This window comes from Actinokineospora lacus (assembly GCF_053813445.1).
On sequence record NZ_JBQERA010000006.1, the window covers coordinates 370,093 to 390,213 of the forward strand.

19 protein-coding genes are annotated in these 20,121 nt (G+C 72.7%); 4 read left to right on the top strand and 15 right to left on the bottom strand.

Going from position 1 to position 20,121, the window contains the following annotated elements; translation table 11 throughout:
* Positions 1-2 precede the first annotated feature (2 nt).
* From ACTG9Q_RS17615 to ACTG9Q_RS17640, 6 genes are all read right to left on the bottom strand, one after another.
* Positions 3-1,130, bottom strand: a complete 1,128-nt coding sequence (locus ACTG9Q_RS17615) for a glycosyltransferase family 4 protein (protein ID WP_455573876.1) — start codon at positions 1,128-1,130, stop codon at positions 3-5.
* A gap of 23 nt (positions 1,131-1,153) precedes the next feature.
* Positions 1,154-2,500: a basic secretory protein-like protein gene (locus ACTG9Q_RS17620; protein WP_455573877.1), complete on the bottom strand. Its 1,347-nt coding sequence runs from the start codon at positions 2,498-2,500 to the stop codon at positions 1,154-1,156.
* Positions 2,501-2,583: 83 nt separating this feature from the next.
* Positions 2,584-3,639 (bottom strand): NlpC/P60 family protein, encoded by a 1,056-nt coding sequence (locus ACTG9Q_RS17625; RefSeq protein WP_455573878.1) that lies wholly within the window; start codon positions 3,637-3,639, stop codon positions 2,584-2,586.
* 363 nt (positions 3,640-4,002) lie between these two features.
* Positions 4,003-4,191, bottom strand: coding sequence for a hypothetical protein (locus tag ACTG9Q_RS17630; protein ID WP_455573879.1), 189 nt, complete (start codon positions 4,189-4,191; stop codon positions 4,003-4,005).
* 104 nt (positions 4,192-4,295) lie between these two features.
* Positions 4,296-5,918 carry a D-alanyl-D-alanine carboxypeptidase family protein gene (locus ACTG9Q_RS17635; protein ID WP_455573880.1) on the bottom strand — a complete coding sequence of 541 codons (1,623 nt, stop codon included), beginning with the start codon at positions 5,916-5,918 and terminating at the stop codon, positions 4,296-4,298.
* 346 nt (positions 5,919-6,264) lie between these two features.
* Entirely contained in the window at positions 6,265-7,617 is a 1,353-nt protein-coding gene (locus tag ACTG9Q_RS17640; protein ID WP_455573881.1) for an NYN domain-containing protein, read from the bottom strand.
* 81 nt (positions 7,618-7,698) lie between these two features.
* Here ACTG9Q_RS17640 and ACTG9Q_RS17645 point away from each other — a divergent pair, with 81 nt between their 5' ends.
* On the top strand, positions 7,699-9,405 hold the full coding sequence (locus ACTG9Q_RS17645) for a DEDD exonuclease domain-containing protein (RefSeq protein ID WP_455573882.1): 1,707 nt from the start codon (positions 7,699-7,701) through the stop codon (positions 9,403-9,405).
* Positions 9,406-9,683: 278 nt separating this feature from the next.
* On the opposite strand, the gene ACTG9Q_RS17650 is transcribed toward ACTG9Q_RS17645, so the two are convergent.
* The gene (locus ACTG9Q_RS17650; RefSeq protein ID WP_455573883.1) at positions 9,684-9,968 is read right to left on the bottom strand and encodes an Lrp/AsnC family transcriptional regulator; all 285 of its coding nucleotides are present in this window, start codon (positions 9,966-9,968) and stop codon (positions 9,684-9,686) included.
* Positions 9,969-10,032: 64 nt separating this feature from the next.
* On the opposite strand from ACTG9Q_RS17650, the gene ACTG9Q_RS17655 reads away from it, so the two are divergent.
* Positions 10,033-10,443, top strand: a complete 411-nt coding sequence (locus ACTG9Q_RS17655) for a YbaB/EbfC family nucleoid-associated protein (protein ID WP_455573884.1) — start codon at positions 10,033-10,035, stop codon at positions 10,441-10,443.
* Here ACTG9Q_RS17655 and ACTG9Q_RS17660 read toward each other — a convergent pair whose 3' ends face one another.
* The 5 genes from ACTG9Q_RS17660 to ctaE form a co-directional block, all read right to left on the bottom strand.
* Positions 10,444-11,301 (bottom strand): tat pathway signal sequence, encoded by an 858-nt coding sequence (locus ACTG9Q_RS17660; protein WP_455573885.1) that lies wholly within the window; start codon positions 11,299-11,301, stop codon positions 10,444-10,446.
* 91 nt (positions 11,302-11,392) lie between these two features.
* Positions 11,393-13,072, bottom strand: a complete 1,680-nt coding sequence (gene qcrB, locus ACTG9Q_RS17665; RefSeq protein ID WP_455573886.1) for a cytochrome bc1 complex cytochrome b subunit — start codon at positions 13,070-13,072, stop codon at positions 11,393-11,395.
* Positions 13,069-14,202: a cytochrome bc1 complex Rieske iron-sulfur subunit gene (gene qcrA / locus ACTG9Q_RS17670; RefSeq protein ID WP_455573887.1), complete on the bottom strand. Its 1,134-nt coding sequence runs from the start codon at positions 14,200-14,202 to the stop codon at positions 13,069-13,071. Before qcrA ends, qcrB begins: the two co-directional genes overlap by 4 nt.
* Positions 14,199-14,996: a cytochrome bc1 complex diheme cytochrome c subunit gene (qcrC, locus tag ACTG9Q_RS17675; protein WP_455573888.1), complete on the bottom strand. Its 798-nt coding sequence runs from the start codon at positions 14,994-14,996 to the stop codon at positions 14,199-14,201. Before qcrC ends, qcrA begins: the two co-directional genes overlap by 4 nt.
* Positions 14,997-15,051: 55 nt before the next feature.
* Positions 15,052-15,681, bottom strand: coding sequence for an aa3-type cytochrome oxidase subunit III (ctaE, locus tag ACTG9Q_RS17680; protein ID WP_455573889.1), 630 nt, complete (start codon positions 15,679-15,681; stop codon positions 15,052-15,054).
* A gap of 180 nt (positions 15,682-15,861) precedes the next feature.
* On the opposite strand from ctaE, the gene ACTG9Q_RS17685 reads away from it, so the two are divergent.
* A complete protein-coding gene (locus ACTG9Q_RS17685; protein WP_455573890.1) occupies positions 15,862-16,272 on the top strand; it encodes a hypothetical protein in 411 nt (136 codons plus the stop codon).
* A complete protein-coding gene (gene trpD / locus ACTG9Q_RS17690) occupies positions 16,269-17,312 on the top strand; it encodes an anthranilate phosphoribosyltransferase (protein ID WP_455573891.1) in 1,044 nt (347 codons plus the stop codon). The genes ACTG9Q_RS17685 and trpD overlap by 4 nt, the downstream gene beginning before the upstream one ends.
* On the opposite strand, the gene ACTG9Q_RS17695 is transcribed toward trpD, so the two are convergent.
* The 3 genes from ACTG9Q_RS17695 to ACTG9Q_RS17705 form a co-directional block, all read right to left on the bottom strand.
* Positions 17,309-18,286 (bottom strand): 2-hydroxyacid dehydrogenase, encoded by a 978-nt coding sequence (locus ACTG9Q_RS17695; RefSeq protein WP_455573892.1) that lies wholly within the window; start codon positions 18,284-18,286, stop codon positions 17,309-17,311. The two genes, trpD and ACTG9Q_RS17695, sit on opposite strands and share 4 nt — an antisense overlap.
* Positions 18,279-19,451 (bottom strand): pyridoxal phosphate-dependent aminotransferase, encoded by a 1,173-nt coding sequence (locus ACTG9Q_RS17700; RefSeq protein WP_455573893.1) that lies wholly within the window; start codon positions 19,449-19,451, stop codon positions 18,279-18,281. Before ACTG9Q_RS17700 ends, ACTG9Q_RS17695 begins: the two co-directional genes overlap by 8 nt.
* 241 nt (positions 19,452-19,692) lie before the next feature.
* A complete protein-coding gene (locus tag ACTG9Q_RS17705; RefSeq protein WP_455573894.1) occupies positions 19,693-20,109 on the bottom strand; it encodes a cytochrome c oxidase subunit 4 in 417 nt (138 codons plus the stop codon).
* Positions 20,110-20,121 lie beyond the last annotated feature (12 nt).

Genomic DNA, 20,121 nt, shown 5'->3' on the forward strand with positions numbered 1-20,121 from the left:
GTCTACCGCCTGCGGTAGACGGTTTCGCCGTCGAGGAGCGCGGCGAGGCGGGCCGTGCGCTCGCGCCAGGTCCAGGCGCGGCGCATCCACTCGCGGCCCGCGGCGCCCATCGAGCGGGCGCGCGACGGGTCGGCGAGCAGGGCCCCGACCCGGTCGGCGACCTCCTCGACCGAGCGGCCGTCGACCATGTGCCCGGTGTGCCCGTCCTCGACGGTCTCGGGCGCGCCGCCGGAGTCGCCCGCGACGACGGGCAGGCCGGTCGCGGCGGCCTCCAGGAAGACGATGCCCAGGCCCTCCACGTCCAGGCCGCGCGCGTGGGTGCGGCAGGGCATGGCGAAGACATCGCCGACGGCGTAGTGGGCAGGCAGTTCCGACCAGGGGACCGAGCCGGTGAACACGACGTGCTCGGACATCCCGGTCGAGGCGGCCAGCGCGGTGAGGCGGGATCGGTAGGGGCCGCCGCCGACCAGCAGCAGCTTGGCGTCCGGGGCGGCGGCGCGGATGGCGGGCAGGGCGCGGATCAGCACGTCCTGGCCCTTGCGCGGCATCAGCCGGGACACGCACACCACCACCGGCCGGTCCCCCAGCCCGTAGCGCACGCGCAGTTCGGCGCGGGCGGCGTCGTCCGGGCGGTACAGGTCGGTGTCGACGCCGGAGGGCAGCAGCTCCAGCCCGGCCCTCGGCCCGAAGGCGGCGGCGAAGCGGGCCCGGGTGTACTGGCTGACGTAGGTGACCACGTCGACGGTCGAGCCGATGCGGCGCAGGGCCTGCCGGGCGGCGGGCAGCATCGACCAGCCGACCTCGTGGCCGTGGGTGCTCGCCACCGTCCGCTCCGCGCCCAGCGAGCCGAGCAGGGCCAGCGGGGCCGCCGCGCCGAACCACACGGTCCCGCAGCCCTCGGACCGGACGATCTCCCGCGCGCGGCGGGCCACCGCCGGTGTCGGCAGCATCAGCGAGCCGGGATGGCGCACGACCGGGAACGGCTGCTGGGCGTCGAACTCGGCCGCGCCCTCCCAGGCGGGCGCGTACACCACAAGATCGTCGAGTCGGGTGGCGAAGTTGTGCAGGTAGGTCTGGATGCCACCCGGCCGGGGCGGGAAGTCGTTGGTGACCAGCAGAGTCCTGCGCATTCAACCAACCTAGTGGCTCGCCATCAGCGCAGTGCTTCCCCCAGGTGATCGCGCCACTGGGCCAGCAGGCCGGCGCGGTCGAGGCCGATGGACGCGCGCAGCAGGGTGTCGGTCTCCGCGGCCGACACCGGCCCGGCGCCCGCCACCGAGCGGTAGAGGGCGACCAGCCGCGGCTCGCCGTAGCGCTCGGCGATGAACCGGGCGATCGACCACGCCTGCTGGTAGGCGAGGTCGAGCTCCTTGTCCTGCCCGCGGAAGGACCGGTCCTCCGGCAGGCCGGGCGGCGGACCGGCCGAGCGGACCAGGGCGGCCAGGTCCGGGGCGCCCTGCTCCAGCGACAGGCCGCTGTCGCGGTAGCCCACGTAGTCCGCGAAGCCCTCCAGCAGCCACATGGGCGAGCCGTCGACGGTGCTGCCGCGCGCGGCCACGTGGGTGATCTCGTGGCGCAGCACGACCCGCAGGGAGGCCACCGACAGCGCCCGCGCCCCCATCGGGCTGAGCACCACGCGCTGGCCGACGGCGAGGTTGGCCGCGGTGTCCACCCGGTCGGCGGTGGCCACGGCGACCACCGAATCCACCGGGAAGTCCGGCCCGACCAGCGCCCGCATCTCGAACGGGCTGTCCGGCAGGATCAGCGCCACCTTGCGCGACCAGTCCTGGCCCCACACCTCGCCCACCGACCGCACCGCCGGGTCCAGCTCGCGCACCAGCCGGTCGACCATCGGCTGGCTGCCCGGGTGGGCCAGCACCAGCCCGAACTCGGTGGCCACCACCTGGCACGGCCCGAAGTCCCACGGCCCGCGCCACGTGCGCCTGCCCAGCTCGGACAGGGCGGTGTCGGAGTGCAGGTACCAGGCGTCGCCGCGGCGGGCGAAGAGGTAGCCCATGGCCTGCCCGGTGGGCACGCTGTCCACCCCGCGCAGGGCGTAGCGCAGCTCGACGCCGGGGGCCCACAGCTCCTCCGCGGTGAGGTCGGCCTCGGGCAGCCCGGTCAGGTCGAGCACGTCGGCGGCGTCGACGCGGTAGGACCAGTGCTCCAGCGGCACGTCCGCCAGGGCCTCGAACAGGGCCTGCTGGCTCTCGTGGAACACCGGCTCGGCGCTGGGGTCGACGGTGGCCAGGAACGCGGCCTGGTCGCGGTCGCGGACGGCCGCGGCGCGGCGCTCCAGCAGCGCGGACACCGCGTCCCCGCGCAGGGCGTCGACGGCGGAGGGCTCGGCGGGCGGGCGGGCGCCCATGGGCTGGCCCTGGCCGCTCTGCCCGCCGGGGCCCGTCTCGCCGCCGGGCAGCGACACCAGGGCGACCCCGGCCGCGGCGATCAGCGCGACGACCGCGCCCAGCCACGACCGCACCTTCGCCCTGGAGGCCATTTCGGAATCGTAAGGCAGAACGGGACCGGGCCCGCGGCCGTGTGGCCGCGAGCCCGGTCAATCCCGCTCAGCGCGTGTCGGCCTCAGCCGACGATGCGCTTGGCGCCGAAGTAATCACGGCCGCCGCCCGCGACGGTGTCGGTCTTCACCGGGACACCCGAGGTGGAGGCGTGCACGATCCGCCCGCCGCCGATGTACATGGCGACGTGGTGGATGGACGACGCGCTGCCGCCGTAGAACAGCAGGTCGCCGGGCTGCAGCTCGCTCTGGGACACCGACTTGCCGTAGCCGTACTGCGCCCGGCTGGAGTGCGGGAGCGACACGCCCGCGGCGCGGTAGGCGTAGAGGACCAGCCCGGAGCAGTCGAAGGCGTTCGGGCCCTCGGCGCCCCACACGTACGGGTCGCCGCGCTGGTCCAGGGCGGTCTGCATGGCGATCCCGGCGGCGCCCTGCGGAGCCAGGTAGACACCGTCGTCGGAGGGGCCTTGCAGCTCCTGGTTCTCCTTGGCGGTCAGCCGCTGCTTGGCCTGCTCGACCTCGGTGATCTGCTTCTGCAGGTCGTCGCGCTTCTTGGTGATCTCGGCGGTGAGCTTCTCGGCGGAGGCCTTGGCCTCCGCGGCGCGGCGCTGGCCGTCCTCGGCGGCCTTGCGGGCCTCCTCGGCGGTGCTGACCGCGCCGGTGTACTTGGTCAGCGCCTGCTCGCTGTCGGCGGCCAGGACCGACAAGGCCGACGCGCGCTCGAGGAAGTCCTCCGGGGAGTCCCCGGTCAGCAGGGCGGAGACCTTGTTGAACCGAGCGCCCTGGAACGAGGCGCTGGCCAGGTCGTCGACCTCGCCGCGGAACTGCTCCTCCTGGGCGCGCGCGGCCTGCTCCAGCTTCTTGGCCGCGGCGACGTCCTTGGTGGCCTTGTCGTACTCGGCCTGCTTGACCTTCAGGTCTTCCTTGGCCTTGAGCAGGTCCTCGTTGACGTTGCTGGCCTGCTCGCTGAGCTCTTGGTACTTCTTGACCGCCTCGGAGGCGGTGTTCGGGGGGGCGGGGGGTTGGGCCAGGGCGGGTGAGGGGGAGAAGCTCACCACCGCGACGACTGCGGTGACACCCATCGCGCCCTTCAGGGCCCGCTTGAGTCGATGCGACGACACGTCGCGCGTACTCCTTTGTCCTCATGACCGCCACGCCGACGTGTGAAGGCTGCCGACCGTTGGGGGGACCGGTCCGGCCCTCACGGGCCGAGCAGGGCGGCGATTCCGCGTCGTCGCCTCGGGGTTGGCGACGGGCTGCCGCGAAATCTCGGACAGGTTACGAAACGTAAGCCACCGCGTCTACCGACCGTGGCCAAAACACCGGGAGATTCGCGAGGAACCCCCAACGGAGCAGTGCTGACTGCGTTGTGTGATGAGCACAACAGCACAGTTCACCCGGGTGGTGAAACCACTCACCGATCCACACCGACCACTCAGCGAGCCGCCGGATTCACCCGGGCGTGTCGGCCGAATTCGACGCGATCACGCTGACTTCTCCACCGGCACCAAGCGCAGCCGCGGGATCATCCCGGCGGCGGCGAGGGCATCGATGGCGGCCTGCTCGGACGGGTCGAGGTCGACGGTGGGCGGCGCGCCCAGCAGCACGCTGACCACACAGTCGGCACACGCGTCCTTGGCGCGGACCTCGCACCGGTCGCAGTCAATGATCATGGCCCGGACTCCTTTCCCTCACTCGCGGTCCAACGCTGATCACGTTAGGGGAAGGGACCGACAATTTCGCTCAGGTGTTCGAACCGACGATATCCCGGCCCAGGTCAGGCGCCAATGAATTCCCAGTGCCACGGTTCCTCACGGCCGCGTCCCGGTTGTGCCCACGCCGGATTCGACCACCCGAAAACCGCGGCGTTGGCCGCCAGCCAGCGGTACTCCGGCGAGCCGAAGGACTGCGCGCCGCCGCAGAGGTCCACGGCCAGGCCCCAGCCGTGGTTGCTGGTGCCCGGCACGGCGGCCAGGGCGGGCTTCTGCCCGTAGAGCCGGACCTGCGCGGAGAAGGTGCGGTAGGAGTCGGTGATGCACAGCGGCCCGCCGAACGCGGCCCCGAACGCCTCCGACATCGCCCGGTAGGCGCCCGCGGCGTCGCAGCGCAGGGCGTGGCCGCCGACGCCGAGCGGGCACAGCGCCGCCGCCGGGATCAGGCCGTTGGGGTAGCCGCCCCACGCCCCCGCGGCCTCCCCCGGCCCCCGCGGCGGGAGCTGGACGCCGCCGCAGCGCCAGGTGAGCCCGCCGTCGTCGGCCCGGGGCACCGGCCGCGCCGGACGGGCGCCGAGGGCGGGCCGGGCGAGGCCGAGCACGGTGTCGGCGCCGGGCAGGTCGGTGACGACGACCCCGGCCAGCCGGGCGTCGGCGGCCAGCATGGTCCGCTCGTCCAGCACGATGCCCACGCCCTGCACGCCGAGGCGGGCGGGTCCGACGAACACCACGTCACCGGGCTGGGGCTCGGCGACCGGCTGGAGCACGGCCATCTGCTCGTCCGCCGAGGCGGGGAGGGCGCGCTTGTAGACGGCCCGGACGAGACCGTCGCAGGAGTAGGCGGTGGGGCCTTCCCCGCCGCGCCCGGGGACGTAGGGCTTGCCGAGGGCGGCCACCGCGGTGTCGACGGCGGCGATCGTCTCCCTGGACAGGACCAGCAGCCGCTCCCCACCGGGGAGGACCGTCTCGGCGACACCGGCCTGGGGGCCGTCCTTCCCGGGCACGGGACGCAGTCCCGGGGGCAGCGCGGCCGGGTCGCGCAGGGCCGCCGCCGATGGCGCGGTGATCCCGGCGGCTCGGAGCCTGCCGGTGTACGCCCGCCAGTTCTCGGCGGTCCGCTCGTTGCGCTCCCGCTGGGCCCGCTGGGCGGCGATGACCGCGGCGTCGGTCTCGGCGATCCGGCCGCGCATCTCCGAGGAGACCGCGGCGGCCCGGTTGGTCGCGTCGGCGGTGCGCCGGTCGAGGTCGGCCTTGCGCCTGCCCGCGGTGTTCTGGGCGTCGACGGCGCCCTGCTCGGCGGTGCGCGCGGCCCGCTGCCTGGTCAGGGCGGCGGTCAGGGTGCCGTCCTGCTCGGCGCGCAGGCGGTCGATCATGGCGCTGCCCTGGAGGAAGTCGGCCGGGGCGCCGACGGTCAGGAGCACCTGGATGTCACCGGGGCGGAACTGGACGGCGAGGAGCGCGGCGGTGAACCGGTCGACCTCGGCCTGCTGGGCGGCGACGACCTCATCGGCGGCCTGGCGCTCGGTCCGGGCGGCGTCGGCGGCCTCGGTGGCGGCGCGCAGGTCGTCCTCGGCGGTGCGGATCTGGGCGGAGAGGTCGGACAGCTCGCGCTGCACGTCGCCCGCGGTGCGCTGGAGCGCGGCGACGGCGGGATCGGCGAACGCCTCGCCGGGGCGGGGGTCAGGCACCACGGCACCGGGCCCGGCCCCGGCCTCTGGCGGGCGGGGCGGTTCATTCCGCTGCGCCACCGCCAATGGCTGCCAAAGGACCACACCCACCACCATCGCGGCGGCCAATACGCGCGCCCTATTCACACCCACCGCCACAGGAAGTCCCCGCCATCACAAACGTTTTTGCGGGAATTCCCGAGAAATACCAATACTTTCGCGAGAATACCAAGAAAAGCGGATTTTCCTCGGCCGGCGCCAGCACCTCGGGGGGGCGGCGATGAGCAAACTATCGCCTGGTCAAGCGCAGTACAGCCGGGTAGGCAATCGGCTGGCGCAGCGACATCATGGACGATCCGGCCGCCGTTCAGATGCGGCCCAAGCGGGCGAGGAGAACGGCGGAGGGAACCGGGTGGGCACCCCGTCGGCGCACCGAATCCGCGACCGCCCGATCCGATGTCGCGACCACCACCGGCCTGCCCTCGGGCTCCGCGGTGACCAATGCGCGAATGACGTCGTCCGCCAATACCCCGGGGTCGCTGAACAGCACCCGGACACCCCGGGGCGCGGCGACCGGCACCGCCACCACCCCGGCCCCGTCGAACACCAGCGTCACCTCGGCGGACGTCCGCGCCGCCAGCGACGCCAACTGGCGGATCAGCCGGTCCCGCTGATCCGCCAGCGACAACTCCGGATAACCGGTCTTGGTCACGTTGTACCCGTCGACCACCAAGTGCACCGACGGCAGCGCCAGCAGCCGGTCCAGCGCGGCCGGGTCCTCCACCCGGCCCGCCACGCCCTGTGCCGCCGTCGCGCCGCGCACGAGGTCGGCCGGGCGGGGGCCGCCGCCGCCCAGGGCCAGCTCGCGGCGCAGGCCCGTCACCGCCCCGTCGAGGGTGTCGACCAGCAGCGCGAGGCGCACCTCGTCGGCCTGGCGGGCCTCGCGCGCCGACTGCCGGGCGATCTCGGCGTCGGTCTCGGCCCGCTCGGCCCTGGCCCGCTCGTGTTCGACGCGCTCGCGCTCCCGGTCGCGCTGCTCGGTCAGGACCGTGAGGTCGGCGGCCACCTTCTTCTGCACCTCGGCGAGCTCGGCGGCGGCCGCGGCGGCGGCGTCCTTGGCATCGCGCAGCTTCACGCCCTGTTCCCGCAGGCGCTTGCGGAGCCGCTCCAGCTCGGTCTCGCCCTCGGCGCGGACGCGGTCGGCGACGGTCGCGGAGTCGTCGAGCAGGGCTTGGACGCGGGTCAGCTCGGCCTCGGTCCTGCGGAGCTTGGCCACCGCGGCGTCGCGCTCGGCGCGCAGGGCGAAGTCGGTGGCCCGGCGTCCGACCAGCTCGATGTAGTGGACCGCGGAGTCCTCGCCGAGCAGCACGGCCGCCGCGGCGGCGGCCACCGGGTCGGTGGTGCCGATGTCGAGGGCGGCGGGCTTGTGCTCGCGGGCCCAGGTCACCACCGCGGTGCGGAACGCCGCGGCCTCCCGGAGGCTGGCCAGGATGAGCCCGCCGCCGAGCCTGGCCCGCTTGGCGGGGGCGAAGCGGGCCACCGCGCGCAGCGGCTGGGGGACGTCCACCGAGGGCAGGGCGCCGACGGCCTCGGCGGCCAGCTCGGCGAGCCTGGCCCTGACCGGCTCCGGCAGCGCCGCCCAGTCCACAGTGGAATCCCGGAACTCGTGGTCCGGCGTGGACGGCGGGTCAGCGGGCGCGGAACCCGGAGGCGGAGCCATCTCTCCAGGTTAGTCGGGCATGGTAACGACGCAGTGCGGCGTGTCCGCTTTTTGTCGGTGCCGTGACCTAGCTTCAGGGGGATGACCGGGACTGGGCAGTTGACCTTCGACGAGCTGGGCACGCCGTTGCGCGAGACCACCTTCGTGGTCTTCGACCTGGAGACCACCGGCGGCAGCCACGAGGCCGACGCGATCACCGAGTTCGGCGCGGTCAAGGTGCGCGGCGGCGTGGTCTTGGGCGAGTTCGCCACCCTGGTCGACCCGGAGCGGGGCATCCCGCCGGAGGTGGTGTCGCTGACCGGCATCACCGAGGTCATGGTCTCGGCGGCGCCCCGGCTGCGCACCGTGCTGCCCGCCTTCCTGGAGTTCGCCGCCGGGTCGGTCCTCGTCGCGCACAACGCCGGGTTCGACGTCGGGTTCGTCAAGGCCGCCTGCGCCAGGCTCGGCTACGCCTGGCCCAAGCCCACCGTGGTCTGCACGGTCCGCCTCGGCAGGCGGGTGCTCAGCCGGGAGGAGGCGCCCAGCTGCAGGCTCTCCGCCCTGGCCGCGCTCTTCCGCGCCGAGACCCAGCCCATCCACCGCGCCCTCGCCGACGCCCGCGCCACCGTCGACGTGCTGCACGGCCTGCTGGGGCGGGTCGGGTCGCTGGGCGTGCAGTCGCTGGAGGAGCTGCTCGGCTACCTGCCGGAGGTCACCGACGCCCAGCGGCGCAAGCGGTCCCTCGCCGAGGACCTGCCCAACGAGCCCGGGGTGTACCTGTTCCGCGGGCCGTCGGAGGAGGTGCTCTACGTCGGCACCGCCTCGGACCTGCGCCGCCGGGTCCGGCAGTACTTCACCGCGGGCGAGGTCCGCCGCCGCCTGCGCGAGATGGTCGCCCTCGCCGTCCGGGTCGACCACGTCACCTGCGCGCACTCGCTGGAGGCCGAGGTCCGCGAGCTGCGCCTGATCTCCGCGCACAAGCCCGCCTACAACCGCCGCTCCAAGAACCCCCACAACGCCTGGTGGGTCACCCTCACCGACGAGCCCTTCCCGCGCCTGTCCCTGGTCCGCGCCCCCCGCGACGGCGCCCTGGGCCCGCTGCGCAGCCGCTCCATGGCCGAGGACGCCATGCACGCGCTCCAGCAGGCCACCGGCATCCGCCCGTGCACCATCCGCATCCCGACCCGCTCCCCCTCGGCGACCCCGTGCGCCCTGGCCGAGCTCGACCGCTGCGCCGCCCCCTGCGCGGGCCACCAGAGCGCCGCCGAGTACGCCCCCGCCGTCGACAGCGTCGGCGCCCTGGTCGCGGGCGCCCGCACCGACCCGTTGCGCGCCCTGGAAGCCCGCCTGCTGGACCTCTCCGCCGCCCAGCGCTACGAGGAGGCCCGCACCGACCGCGACCGCATGAGCACGCTGATCCGCGCGCTCGACCGCGGCCAGCGGCTGGCCGCGCTGGCCCGCGTCGCCGAGCTGATCGCCGCCCGCCCCGACGGCGCGGGCGGCTGGGAGTTCGCCGTCGTGCGCCACGGCCGCCTGGCCAGCGCCGGGGTGGCCCCGCGCGGCATCGCCCCCATGCCGGTCGTCGAGCAGCTCGTCGCCTCGGCGGAGACCGTCTTCACCGGCCCCGGCCCGCTCCACGGCGCCGCACCGGAGGAGGTGTCGGTCATCCTGCGCTGGCTGGACCGCCCCGGCACCCGCCTGGTGCGCACCTCGACCCCGTGGACCGAACCCGCACACGCCGCCGCCACCTGGCGGCACTGGCTCGAACGCGCCGACCACGCCCGCACGTCCCAGATCCCCCGCGACTAGCAGCACCCCGCAACCAGCAGGCGGCGGACAGGCGCGGTCACAGACCCACGATTCCGGGGTTTCCAGAAAGGCCGATTCCCGCTGCCGATTTCCGCTGTCGCGCAGGGCGCCCCCGTCGTGATCGCGGTGGCCTGCCGGAGCGGACGGGGCGGTCTCTTCGACGTCACAGGCGCCCAGGACAACCGCGCGCACTGGTCCCTGATCGCCAACGACGGCAAGACCCTCGTGTACTTCACGGGTCGCTGACCGCCGCTCGGACCACCCAGACGGGACGTGGCTCAGGGCTCGTCGATGCCGATGGCGAAGGCGGCCTCGGTGTCGCGGCTGGAGTAGGAGCGGAACGCGATGTGGGTGTCGGTGTCGAGCACGCCGTCGACCTTGCCGATCGCGCCGGGCACCAGTTCGGCCAGGGCCTCGTGGTCGCCGACGCGCACCACGGCGATCAGGTCGACGTCCCCGGCGCAGGAGTAGACCTCGCTCACCCCGTCGATGTCGGCGATCTTCTGCGCCGTCTCCGGGAGGCGGTCGGTCGCGGCGTGGATGAGCACGATCGCCGTGATCATCGGCAGTTCCCTTCGGTAGGACAATTCGGGACGGTGTCGTCCCGGCCACCCTATGCTGTCCGGCGTGCAGACCCCGGACGAGTGGTTGGCCGACTTCGAGCGCAAGGTCGCCGACCTCCAGCAGAAGGCCACCGCGTTCAAGCGCGACCTGGAGTCCGCGGGCACCACCGAGACCTCCCAGGACCGCGCCATCACCGTCACCGTGGCCCCCAACGGCGCGCTGCTGGACCTGCGCCTGGCGGACAAGGCCACCCAGCGGCCCGCCGCCGAGTTGGCCGCGGAGATCATGGCGGTGGCCCGCAAGGCCCGCCAGAGCGCCGCGAGCACCGTCGCCGAGGCGTTCGTCCCCCTGGGCGGCGACCGCGACACCGTGCAGCGCATCCCCGGCGTCGATGAGCCCCGAACCGAGCCCCAGCGCCCCGATGACGACGACTTCAGCGACAGCCGGATCTTCGGCGACGAGCAGAAGTGGTAGTCAGAACCGGCCCGCGAACAGCAGGCGGGCGACCTCGCTCGTGGTCTCCCTGCCCTCGTCGTAGCCGCCCTCGCCGCGCAGGTCGTTGAGGATCACCACGGTGTAGCGCTCATCGGGGCCGACGAACCCGATGCTGTTCATCACCCAGCCGGTGTCCTCATCGGACCAGCCGTTCTTCGTGCCCGGCCGGGCCGAGGGCCCCGCCGCCCACACGCCCCACTGCTGGTTCGGGGCGACGGAGCGCATCCGGTCCACCAGGTAGTCGCGGTCGGCCTCGGCCAGCGAGCCCAGCACGTGGGCGAGCAGCCGGTCCAGGTCCTCCGCCGTGCACTTCTGGAAGCCCCAGTACGGGAACACCGGGCCGAACCCGGGCTGCGGGCGCAGCGAGGTCAACCCGAGGCGCGGGAAGGCGGCGTTGAACACCGTGTGGTCGGGCCCGGAGTAGCGCATCCACAGGGCGGTGGCGGCCTTGTCGTCGGAGTCGAACAGCATCGCGTCCAGGTCGGCGCGGTCGGCCCCGCTCAGCGCGATGTCCCCGGCGCGGTGGCGCACGAGCAGGTCCGCCGCCATCGCGAGCTTGATCGTCGACGCCGTCCAGACCAGGTCACCGGCGTGCGGATTGCGCCAGACGGCGTCCAGGCCGCGGTCGCGGACCACCACCGCCGTCGCGCCGGGCCTGGTCCCGGCGTAGCGCTCGGCCGCGGCGAAGCGGCGCTGGAAGTCGCAGTCGAAACCGGAGTCCGGGTACGGGCAGCCCTCGGCGACGGCGCTCACGGCAGGTGCCTCCGCGGGGGATGTCGGGGTCGCGCACGCGGCGAGCGACAGGAGAAGGCACACCGCGCCCGCCCATCTGGTCACGGCGGCAGGCTATCGCGCGAAGGGGTGGCACCCGAGCCGGGTGCCGCCCCTGTCAGCGCAGTGCGTCAGCGCAATACGTCAGCGCGGTGCGTCAGAGTTCCTTGGTCGGGTCCTGCATCGACGCGGTGTGCGTGCCGGTCTCGGTCGGGCCCGACTCGATCTGCGCGGCGCCGTGGCCGTGCTGGGCCGCGCGGGCGCGGGCCAGGGCCACGGTCTCCTCCGGCGGGTCCGGGCTGAGCCAGGAGCCCTGCACCGGCTCGCCAGCCGAGCCCAGCTTGTTCATCTTCTTGGGCACCGGGGCGCCCTGGTACTCCAGCGGGATCGGGTGGCCGTGGTCGTCGACCGGGCCGAGCGGCTGGTGCACCTCGATGAACTCGCCGTGCGGGAGGCGCTTGATGATGCCGGTCTCCACACCGTGCTCCAGCACCTCGCGGTCCGCGCGCTGCAGGCCGAGGCAGATGCGGTAGGTGATGAAGTACGCCAGCGGCGGCAGCACGAGCAGCCCGATGCGGCCGATCCACGTCGTGGCGTTGAGGGAGATGAAGAACTTCTCCGCCAGCACGTCGTTGGCCGCCGACAGCAGCGACACCATGAAGTAGGTGATCGCCATCATGCCGAGGCTGGTGCGCACCGGGACGTCGCGCGGGCGCTGCAGCAGGTTGTGGTGGGCGTAGTCCCTGGTGAACCGCCGCTCGATCCAGGGGTACACCGCGGCGACACCGCACAGCAGCGGCAGGCCGAGCATGAACGGGAAGAACGACGCCGGGATCGTGTAGTCCCCGAGGTAGACCTCCCACGCGGGCCAGAGCCGGATGAGGCCGTCCGTCCAGCCCATGTACCAGTCGGGCACCGTGCCCGCGGAGATGTGCGCGGCGTTGAACGGGCCGAAGTTCCAGATGGGGTTGATCTGGAACAGCCCGCCGAGCAGCGCGGTGACCGCGACGACGACGGCGAAGAAGCCACCGGCCTTGACCGCGAACACCGGCATGATCCGCACGCCGACGACGTTGGTCTCCTTGCGCCCCACGCCCGGGAACTGCGTGTGCTTCTGGTACCAGACCAGCGCCAGGTGCACGCCGATCAGCGCCAGGATGATGCCGGGCAGCAGCAGGATGTGCAGCGTGTAGAGCCGCGGCACGATCTCGGTGCCGGGGAACTCGCTGCCGAAGAGCAGCCAGTGCGTCCAGGTGCCGATGACCGGGATGGTCAGGATCAGCCCGGACATGATCCGCAGGCCCGCGCCGGAGAGCAGGTCGTCGGGCAGGGAGTAGCCGGAGAAGCCCTCGAGCGCGCCCAGCATGAACAGCAGCACGCCGATGACCCAGTTGACCTCGCGCGGGCGCCGGAACGCGCCGGTGAAGAACACCCGGAACATGTGCGTGACCAGGGCGGCCATGAACAGCAGCGCCGCCCAGTGGTGCATCTGGCGGGCGAACAGGCCGCCGCGAACGTCGAAGGCGATCTCCAGCGAGGACTCGTAGGCCCTCGACATCTCCAGGCCGCGCAGGTTGGTGAACGAGCCCTGGTAGACGACCTCGACCATGGACGGGTCGAAGAACAGCGCCAGGTAGGTGCCCGTCAGCAGCAGCACGATGAAGCTGTAGAGCGCGATCTCGCCGAGCAGGAAGGACCAGTGCGTCGGGAAGACCTTGTTGAACTGGCGGCGCATGCCGCCCGCCATGTGATACCGGTCGTCGGCCCACTTCGCGGCGCCACCGGCGGCGCGAGCGGCCACCGACCGGGGCTTCGTGGGAGTTGTGATCGCACTCATGACTTACGCTCCCAGAACGCGGGCCCGATGGGCTCGATGAAATCGCTCCTGGCGTAAAGGTAGCCCGTCTCCTCGTCGAGGGCGATGGGCAGCTGCGCCAGTTTGCGGGTGGCCGGGCCGAAGATGGGCTTGGCGTACTGCAGCGCGTCGAACTGCGACTGGTGGCACGGGCACAGGATGCGGTTGGTGCGCTGCTCGTAGAGCGACGTCGGGCACCCCAGGTGGCTGCAGATCTTGGAGTAGGCGTAGTAATCGCCGTAGTTGAAGTCTTCCTGGCCCTGGTGCTTGATCACCTTGGCCGCGTCCTCGGGCCGCAGGCGGATCAGCATGACCGGGTTGTCCGAGCGCTTGAGCGCCACGGCCAGCGCGTGCTCGTCGTCGCGCTCGGACTCGCGGAACGGGAAGACCGTCTCCATGGCGCCGGTGTCGAGGTCACCGGGGGTCACCAGCACGACCTCGTGCGGGTTGCCGGTGGCGCGGCGCAGGTAGACCCGCTCGCCGCTGGGCTCGTGCCAGCCGGTGCGCCACAGCGACTCCTTGCCGTCGCTGTTCTTCCACGGGTCGCGGAGGAACCCGCCGATGGCGAACACGCCCAGGCCCAGGCCCATGACGCCCGCGCCCGCACCCAGGGTCGCCTTGATCAGCGGGCGGCGGGTGATGGTGCTGCGGTTGCCCGCGTCGGCCAGCCCGGCGACGACCGTGGCCTTGTCGATCTCGCTGGAGCCGCCGTCGTGGCGCTGCTGCACGGCCAGCTCGTGCGGGATGAACTTCTTGGTGTAGAGCAGCACGCCGACGCCGATGCCGAGGATCGACACGCCGAGGGTGAGGCCGAGCATCGGGGTGTAGAGCGAGTACATGAAGTGGCCGGGGTCGCTCGGCGGCACGTAGTCGGCGGGCCAGGCGACGAAGACGACGATGAAGGCCAGCCCGGCGAGGGCGGCGATGGCGAACCAGAGGGCGACCAGCCGCTCGGCGCGCTTCTCCGCGCGGGTGCCCTTGACCGGCCACGGGTCGGGGTACTCGACCAGCTCCACGCCGTCGAGCCTGGTGCCGAGGCGGACCAGCTCGTCGCGCGACATCTCGGCGAGCTCGGCCTCGGTGGGCTGCTGCTCGGGGTTGTTGGCGCTCATGCTTTCGCCCCAATCCACAGGGTGATGCCCACCAGCGCGGCGATGCCCACGATGAACGCGATCAGGCCCTCGGACTGCGGGCCGAGACCGCCGAGCGCGTTGCCGCCGGGGTTGTTGTTGCCGTCGGTGACCGAGTTGACGAAGGCGATGATGTCCTTCTTCTCCTCGGGGGAGAGCTGCCGGTCGGAGAACTTGGGCATGTTCTGCGGGCCGCTCAGCATCGCCGCGTACATCTGCTGCTCGGTGACGCCGTCCAGCTTGGGCGCGTACTTGCCCGAGGACAGCGCGCCGCCGCGGCCGGTGAAGTTGTGGCAGGAGGCGCAGTTGAGCCGGAACAGGTCGCCGCCGCGCGCGGGGTTGTCGCCGACCAGCGCGGCGCCCTCGCCCTCGGGCAGGGTGACGCCGCCGCCGCGGGACTGCACGAACGCCATCAGGGCGTCGATCTCGTCCGGGGTCAGCGCCGGGGGCTTGCGGTCGGCCTGGGCCTCTTGGCGCACCATCGGCATGCGGCCGGTGGCGGTCTGGAAGTACACCGCCGCCTCGCCGATGCCGATGAGGCTGGGACCCCGGTCGGTCACGCCTTCGAGGTTCGCGCCGTGGCAGGAGATGCAGGTGCGGTTGTAGATCAGCTCACCCTTGCGCAGCAGCGCGGGGTCGGCCTGGGCCTGGGCGACCGGGGGTTCCGGGGCGAAGGCGGTGTAGAGCAGCCCGACCGACATCAACGCGAAGGACAGGGCCAGCAGACCGGCCACCCGCCTGCGCAGCTTCGTCCGGCTGCGGAGTTTGTTGATCATTGAGCAGCAACCCTTGCGGTCGGTTCGGGAGCGGCGAAGCGGTGGTGGGCGGCCATCACGGCACCAGGTAGATGATCGCGAACAGGCCGATCCAGACGACATCGACGAAGTGCCAGTAGTACGACACGACGATCGCCGACGTGGCCTGCGCCGGGGTGAACTTGCTCAGGCGGGTGCGCATGAGCAGGTACACGAAGGCGATCAGGCCGCCGATCACGTGCAGGCCGTGGAAACCGGTGGTGAGGAAGAAGACCGTGCCGTAGGCGCCGGACGGGATCGTCACGCCCTCGTGCACGAGCTGGAAGTACTCATAGGCCTGGCCGCCGACGAAGACCGCGCCCATGATCAAGGTCAAGAGGTACCACCGGCGCAGCCCGAACACGTCGCCGCGCTCGGCGGCGAACACGCCCAGCTGGCAGGTGAACGAGGACGCGACCAGGATGATGGTGAACGGCAGCGCCAGCGGCAGGTTCAGGTGGATCGGCTCGCCGGTGGACTCCAGGATCGGCGGCCACACGCCAGTGGCGTTCTGCGCCTTCACCGTGAAGAACATGGCGAACAGGCCGGCGAAGAACATCAGCTCGCTCGACAACCACACGATGGTGCCGACGCTGACCATGTTCGGCCGGTTCAGCGAGTGGATGCGCTGACCGATGGAGGGCGCTGCTGCTGTCACGCGACGCATTATGTCTTGCGGGTAAGGGGCGCGCCCGGTCGGGTCTTGCGTGCACCGCGTCACACTTGCGCTGGGCTTTTCCCCGGCGGTTAATCCGCAGGAAATAGCTCAAGTCACGAGCTAGGAACCCTCGAGGACGCACGGCGGTGAGCCCGATAACATCGCCTGGCCCGACCATTGGAGGACGCCATGACCACGCAGCCGTTGAAGATCCTGGTGTTCAGCCACCGGCCAGAGGTGCGCGAGACCATCGTCACAGCCGTGGGCAGGCGGCCCGCCGCCGACATCGGCCGCGTGGTCTACGCCGAGGTCGACACCATCTCCGGGGTGTTGATGGCGATGGACAGCGGCGAGATCGACCTGGCGATCCTCGACGGCGAGGCCCAGCCGACCGGTGGCATCGGGCTGGCGCGGCAGCTCAAGGACGAGATCGCCGACTGCCCCCCGATCGTGGTCGCCGTGCGCCGCAAGGACGACCGCTGGCTGGCGACGTGGTCGCGGGCGGAGGCGGTGCTCGTGCACCCGCTCGACCCGCTGACCGCCGCCGAGACCGTCGCCGACGTGCTGCGCACCAAGCGCCTGCCCGTCCTGCGCGGGTGACCGTCGTGGCCCGCACCTGGCCCGCCCTGCTGACCCGGCTCATCGACCGCGTCGACCTCGGCGCGGAGGACACCGCCTGGGCGATGGACCAGATCATGACCGGCACGGCCACCCCCGCGCAGATCGCCGGGTTCGCCGTCGCCCTGCGCGCCAAGGGCGAGACGGCCACCGAGGTCGAGGGGATGGCCTCGGGCATGCTCGCGCACGCCCGGCGGGTCGAGGTGTCCGCCGACGCCGTCGACGTCGTGGGCACCGGCGGCGACCAAGCCCACACTGTGAACATCTCCACCATGAGCGCCCTGGTCACCGCCGCCGCGGGCGTGCCGGTGGTCAAGCACGGCAACCGGGCTGCGTCCTCGCAGTGCGGGACGGCCGACGTGCTGGAGACGCTGGGGGTGGCCATCGAGCTGACCCCCGACGCCGTGGCCGAGTGCGTGCGCGCGGTGGGCATCGGCTTCTGCTTCGCGCCCGCGTTCCACCCGGCCTTCCGCTTCACCGGCCCGCCCCGGCGCGAGCTGGGCATCCCGACGGCGTTCAACGTGCTGGGCCCGCTGACCAACCCGGCCCAGCCGCGCGCGGGCCTGGTCGGCTGCGCGAACGCCCGGATGGCCCCGATCGTCGCCGAGGTCTTCGCCAAGCGCGGCGCCAGCGTCCTGGTCGTGCGCGGCGACGACAACCTCGACGAGATCACCACCACGACCACCACCCGGGTGTGGGTGGTCTCCGGCGGCACGGTCCGCGAGGACTCCGTCGACCCCACCCGCCTCGGCGTCTCCCCCGCCGCCCCCGCCGACCTGCGCGGCGGTGACGCCGAGGTCAACGCCGCGGTCGTGCGCGACCTGGTCGCGGGCAAGCCGGGCCCGGTCCGCGAGGCCGTCCTGGTCAACGCCGCCGGGGCCATCGCCGCGTTCCGCGGGCTGACCGCCGACCTGCACGCCGACCTCGGCGCGGGCCTGGGCGCCGCCGCGGAAGCCATCGACTCCGGCGCGGCGGCGTCCCTGCTGGAGCGCTGGGCCACTCTGTCCCGCGAGCTGGCCTAGAGCGCCTCGGGGTTGAGCAGGCTCCGGGGTCGCTCCCCGGCCAGCGCCGCGGTGAGGTTGCCGACCGCGAGCAGGCCCATCGCCTCGCGGGTGCCGACGGTGGCGCTGCCCAGGTGCGGCAGCAGCGTCACCGAGTCCAGCTCCAGCAGGCCGGGGTGCACCTGGGGCTCCTGCTCGTAGACGTCGAGCCCCGCGGCGAAGATCTCCCCGGCGCGCAGCGCCTCGACCAGCGCGGCCTCGTCCACCACCGGTCCGCGCGCGGTGTTCACCAGCACCGCGGTCGGCTTCATCCGCCGGAACGCCGACGCGCCGAACAGGTGCCGGGTGTCGTCGGTCAGCGGGCAGTGCGCTGAGACGACGTCGGACTCGGCGAGCAGGTCGTCGAAGGAGCGCCACTCCGCCTTCAGCGGCTCGGCGACCTCCGGCGGCAGGGGCCGGGAGTTGTGGTAGACGACCCGCATCCCGAAGCCGAGCGCCCGGCGCGCGGTGGCCTGGCCGATGCGCCCGCAGCCGACGATGCCCAGCACGCGGCCGTGCAGGTCGTGGCCGAGCATCATGCGCGGGTCCCAGGTCCACGGCGTGCCCGCGCGCAGGAAGCGGTCGCCCTCGGCGACGCGGCGGACGCAGGCCAGGACCAGCGACCAGGCCAGGTCGGCGGTGGCCTCGGTCAGCACGTCGGGGGTGTTGGTGACCAGGACCCCGCGCCGGGTGCACTCGGGGATGTCGATGTTGTCCACTCCGACGGCGTGGTTGGCCACCACCCGCAGCTGCGGGCCCGCCGCGTCCAGCAGCTCGGCGTCGACGCGCTCGGTCAGGACGGTGAGCAGCCCGGCCTTGCCCGCCACCCTGCGCAGCAGCTCCTCGCGCGGGATCGCCGTCGGCGGGCCGGTGTAGACCTCCACCGGGCCGAGCCCGTCCAGGGCGGCCATCGCCGCGTCGACCATGCGCCGGGTCACCAGCACCGCGTCAGCCACGGGTCACCTCTCCGGCCAGGTCGGCGAACGCGCCGATGGCGGCCTTGATGTTGTCGGTGGAATTGGCGTAGGAGAAGCGCAGGTAGCCCTCGCCGTACTGGCCGAACGCCGTGCCGGGGAGCGCGGCGACCCCGGCCTCGTTGAGCAGCCGGTCGGCCAGCTCGCCGGAGGACAGGCCGAGGCCGGTGACGTTCGGGAAGGCGTAGAACGCCCCGCCGGGCCGCACGCACGACACGCCGGGGATCGCGTTGAGCCCGTCGACGACGATCTCCGCGCGGGCCGCGAACGCCTCCCGCATCCGGTCGACGTCCTCGCGCGGGCCCTCCAGCGCCGCGATGGCCGCGTGCTGGCTGAACGCCGACGTGCACGACACCGAGTTGATGACCAGCCGGGACACCGGCTCGACCAGCTCGGCCGGGAACACCCCGTAGCCCAGCCGCCAGCCGGTCATGGCGTAGGTCTTGGACCACCCGTCGAGCAGGACGGTGCGCTCGGCCATGCCGGGCACGTCCAGCACGCTGTGGTGCTCGCCGCCGTAGCGCAGGGCCCAGTAGACCTCGTCGGAGAGCACCGTCAGGTCGTGGCGGATGGCGATGTCGGCGATGGCCTCGATCTGGGCGCGGTCCAGCGCGCTGCCGCACGGGTTGTGCGGGGAGTTGAGGATCAGCAGCTTGGTGCGCGGGGTGACCAGCGCGGCCAGCTCGTCGGGGTCGATGGTGAAGCCGTTGGCCTCGCGCAGGGGCACCGGGACCGGGGTCGCGCCCGCGAAGGCGGCGATGGAGGCGTACATCGGGAAGCCGGGGTCCGGGTACAGCACCTCGTCGCCCTCCTCGCAGAGCGCGAGGATGGTGAAGAACATGATCGGCTTGGCGCCCGGGGTCACGATCACCCGATCGGGGGTGGTCGTCATCCGCCCGTCGCGCTCCAGGGACGCGGTCACCGCGGCGCGCAGCTCCGGGATGCCGGGGGCGGGCACATAGTGGGTCATGCCGCGTTCCAGGGCGTCCCGCGCGGCGCGGGCGATGTGCGCGGGGGTGTCGAAGTCCGGTTCGCCGATCTCCAGGTGGATCACCGGGGTGCCGGTCGCCTCCAGGGCCTTGGCCTTGGCCAGCACCTCGAAGGCCGATTCCGTGCCAAGGCGGTCCATGCGGCTGGCGAGCTTCACGGGGCGGCTCCCTGCTGTTCTTGGGCGCCCGGGATCGCCGGGCGCCGTGGTCCGGTTGCCCGCGATCGTGCCGGGCGGGCCGCGTTCCCGGGGTCGGCCGGGAACGTCGCCGCGCGGCACCGGGCGGGCACGGAATTCCTTCCGCCCACTGAGCCTGGCACGAGAAGAACGCCGCTGAAAGTGCGGCATAAAGTGAAAAGACCGCCGCCATGACGGCGACGGTCCTTCCCCAGCGTGGGTGTCAGTCGTGATCGGGCCGGGTGTGGTACTCGAACACCAGCCCGCCGACGGTGATCAGCACCAGCACCACGGCGATGACCAGCAGCCAGATCTGCCAGAACGCCATGGCCAGGCCCGCGAGCGCCGCCGAGGCGGCGATGGCGACCGGCCAGTAGCTGCCCGGGCTGAAGAAGCCCAGCTCACCGGCGCCGTCGCTGATCTCGGCGTCGGGGTTGTCCTCGGGGCGCTGGGTCAGCCTGCGGGCGATGAAGTGGAAGTACGAGCCGATGATCAGCGAGAGCCCGCCGGTCAGGATCAGCCCGACGGTGCCCACCGGCTCCACGAAGCCGTCCGCTGCCTTGGACCACAGCCCGTAGACGATGGCGGCGAGGAAGAAGAAGCCCGTGGTGACGTCGAACAGCCTGGCTTCGACCTTCATTGCTAGGAGTCC

What these genes read in the sequence shown, in the direction of transcription:
- ACTG9Q_RS17615 (WP_455573876.1), bottom strand. Translation starts at nt 1,130, where the DNA reads ATGCGCAGGACTCTGCTGGTCACCAACGACTTCCCGCCCCGGCCGGGT.
- ACTG9Q_RS17620 (WP_455573877.1), bottom strand. Translation starts at nt 2,500, where the DNA reads ATGGCCTCCAGGGCGAAGGTGCGGTCGTGGCTGGGCGCGGTCGTCGCG.
- ACTG9Q_RS17630 (WP_455573879.1), bottom strand. Translation starts at nt 4,191, where the DNA reads ATGATCATTGACTGCGACCGGTGCGAGGTCCGCGCCAAGGACGCGTGT.
- ACTG9Q_RS17640 (WP_455573881.1), bottom strand. Translation starts at nt 7,617, where the DNA reads ATGGCTCCGCCTCCGGGTTCCGCGCCCGCTGACCCGCCGTCCACGCCG.
- ACTG9Q_RS17645 (WP_455573882.1), top strand. Translation starts at nt 7,699, where the DNA reads ATGACCGGGACTGGGCAGTTGACCTTCGACGAGCTGGGCACGCCGTTG.
- ACTG9Q_RS17650 (WP_455573883.1), bottom strand. Translation starts at nt 9,968, where the DNA reads ATGATCACGGCGATCGTGCTCATCCACGCCGCGACCGACCGCCTCCCG.
- qcrB (WP_455573886.1), bottom strand. Translation starts at nt 13,072, where the DNA reads ATGAGTGCGATCACAACTCCCACGAAGCCCCGGTCGGTGGCCGCTCGC.
- qcrA (WP_455573887.1), bottom strand. Translation starts at nt 14,202, where the DNA reads ATGAGCGCCAACAACCCCGAGCAGCAGCCCACCGAGGCCGAGCTCGCC.
- qcrC (WP_455573888.1), bottom strand. Translation starts at nt 14,996, where the DNA reads ATGATCAACAAACTCCGCAGCCGGACGAAGCTGCGCAGGCGGGTGGCC.
- ctaE (WP_455573889.1), bottom strand. Translation starts at nt 15,681, where the DNA reads ATGCGTCGCGTGACAGCAGCAGCGCCCTCCATCGGTCAGCGCATCCAC.
- ACTG9Q_RS17685 (WP_455573890.1), top strand. Translation starts at nt 15,862, where the DNA reads ATGACCACGCAGCCGTTGAAGATCCTGGTGTTCAGCCACCGGCCAGAG.
- ACTG9Q_RS17705 (WP_455573894.1), bottom strand. Translation starts at nt 20,109, where the DNA reads ATGAAGGTCGAAGCCAGGCTGTTCGACGTCACCACGGGCTTCTTCTTC.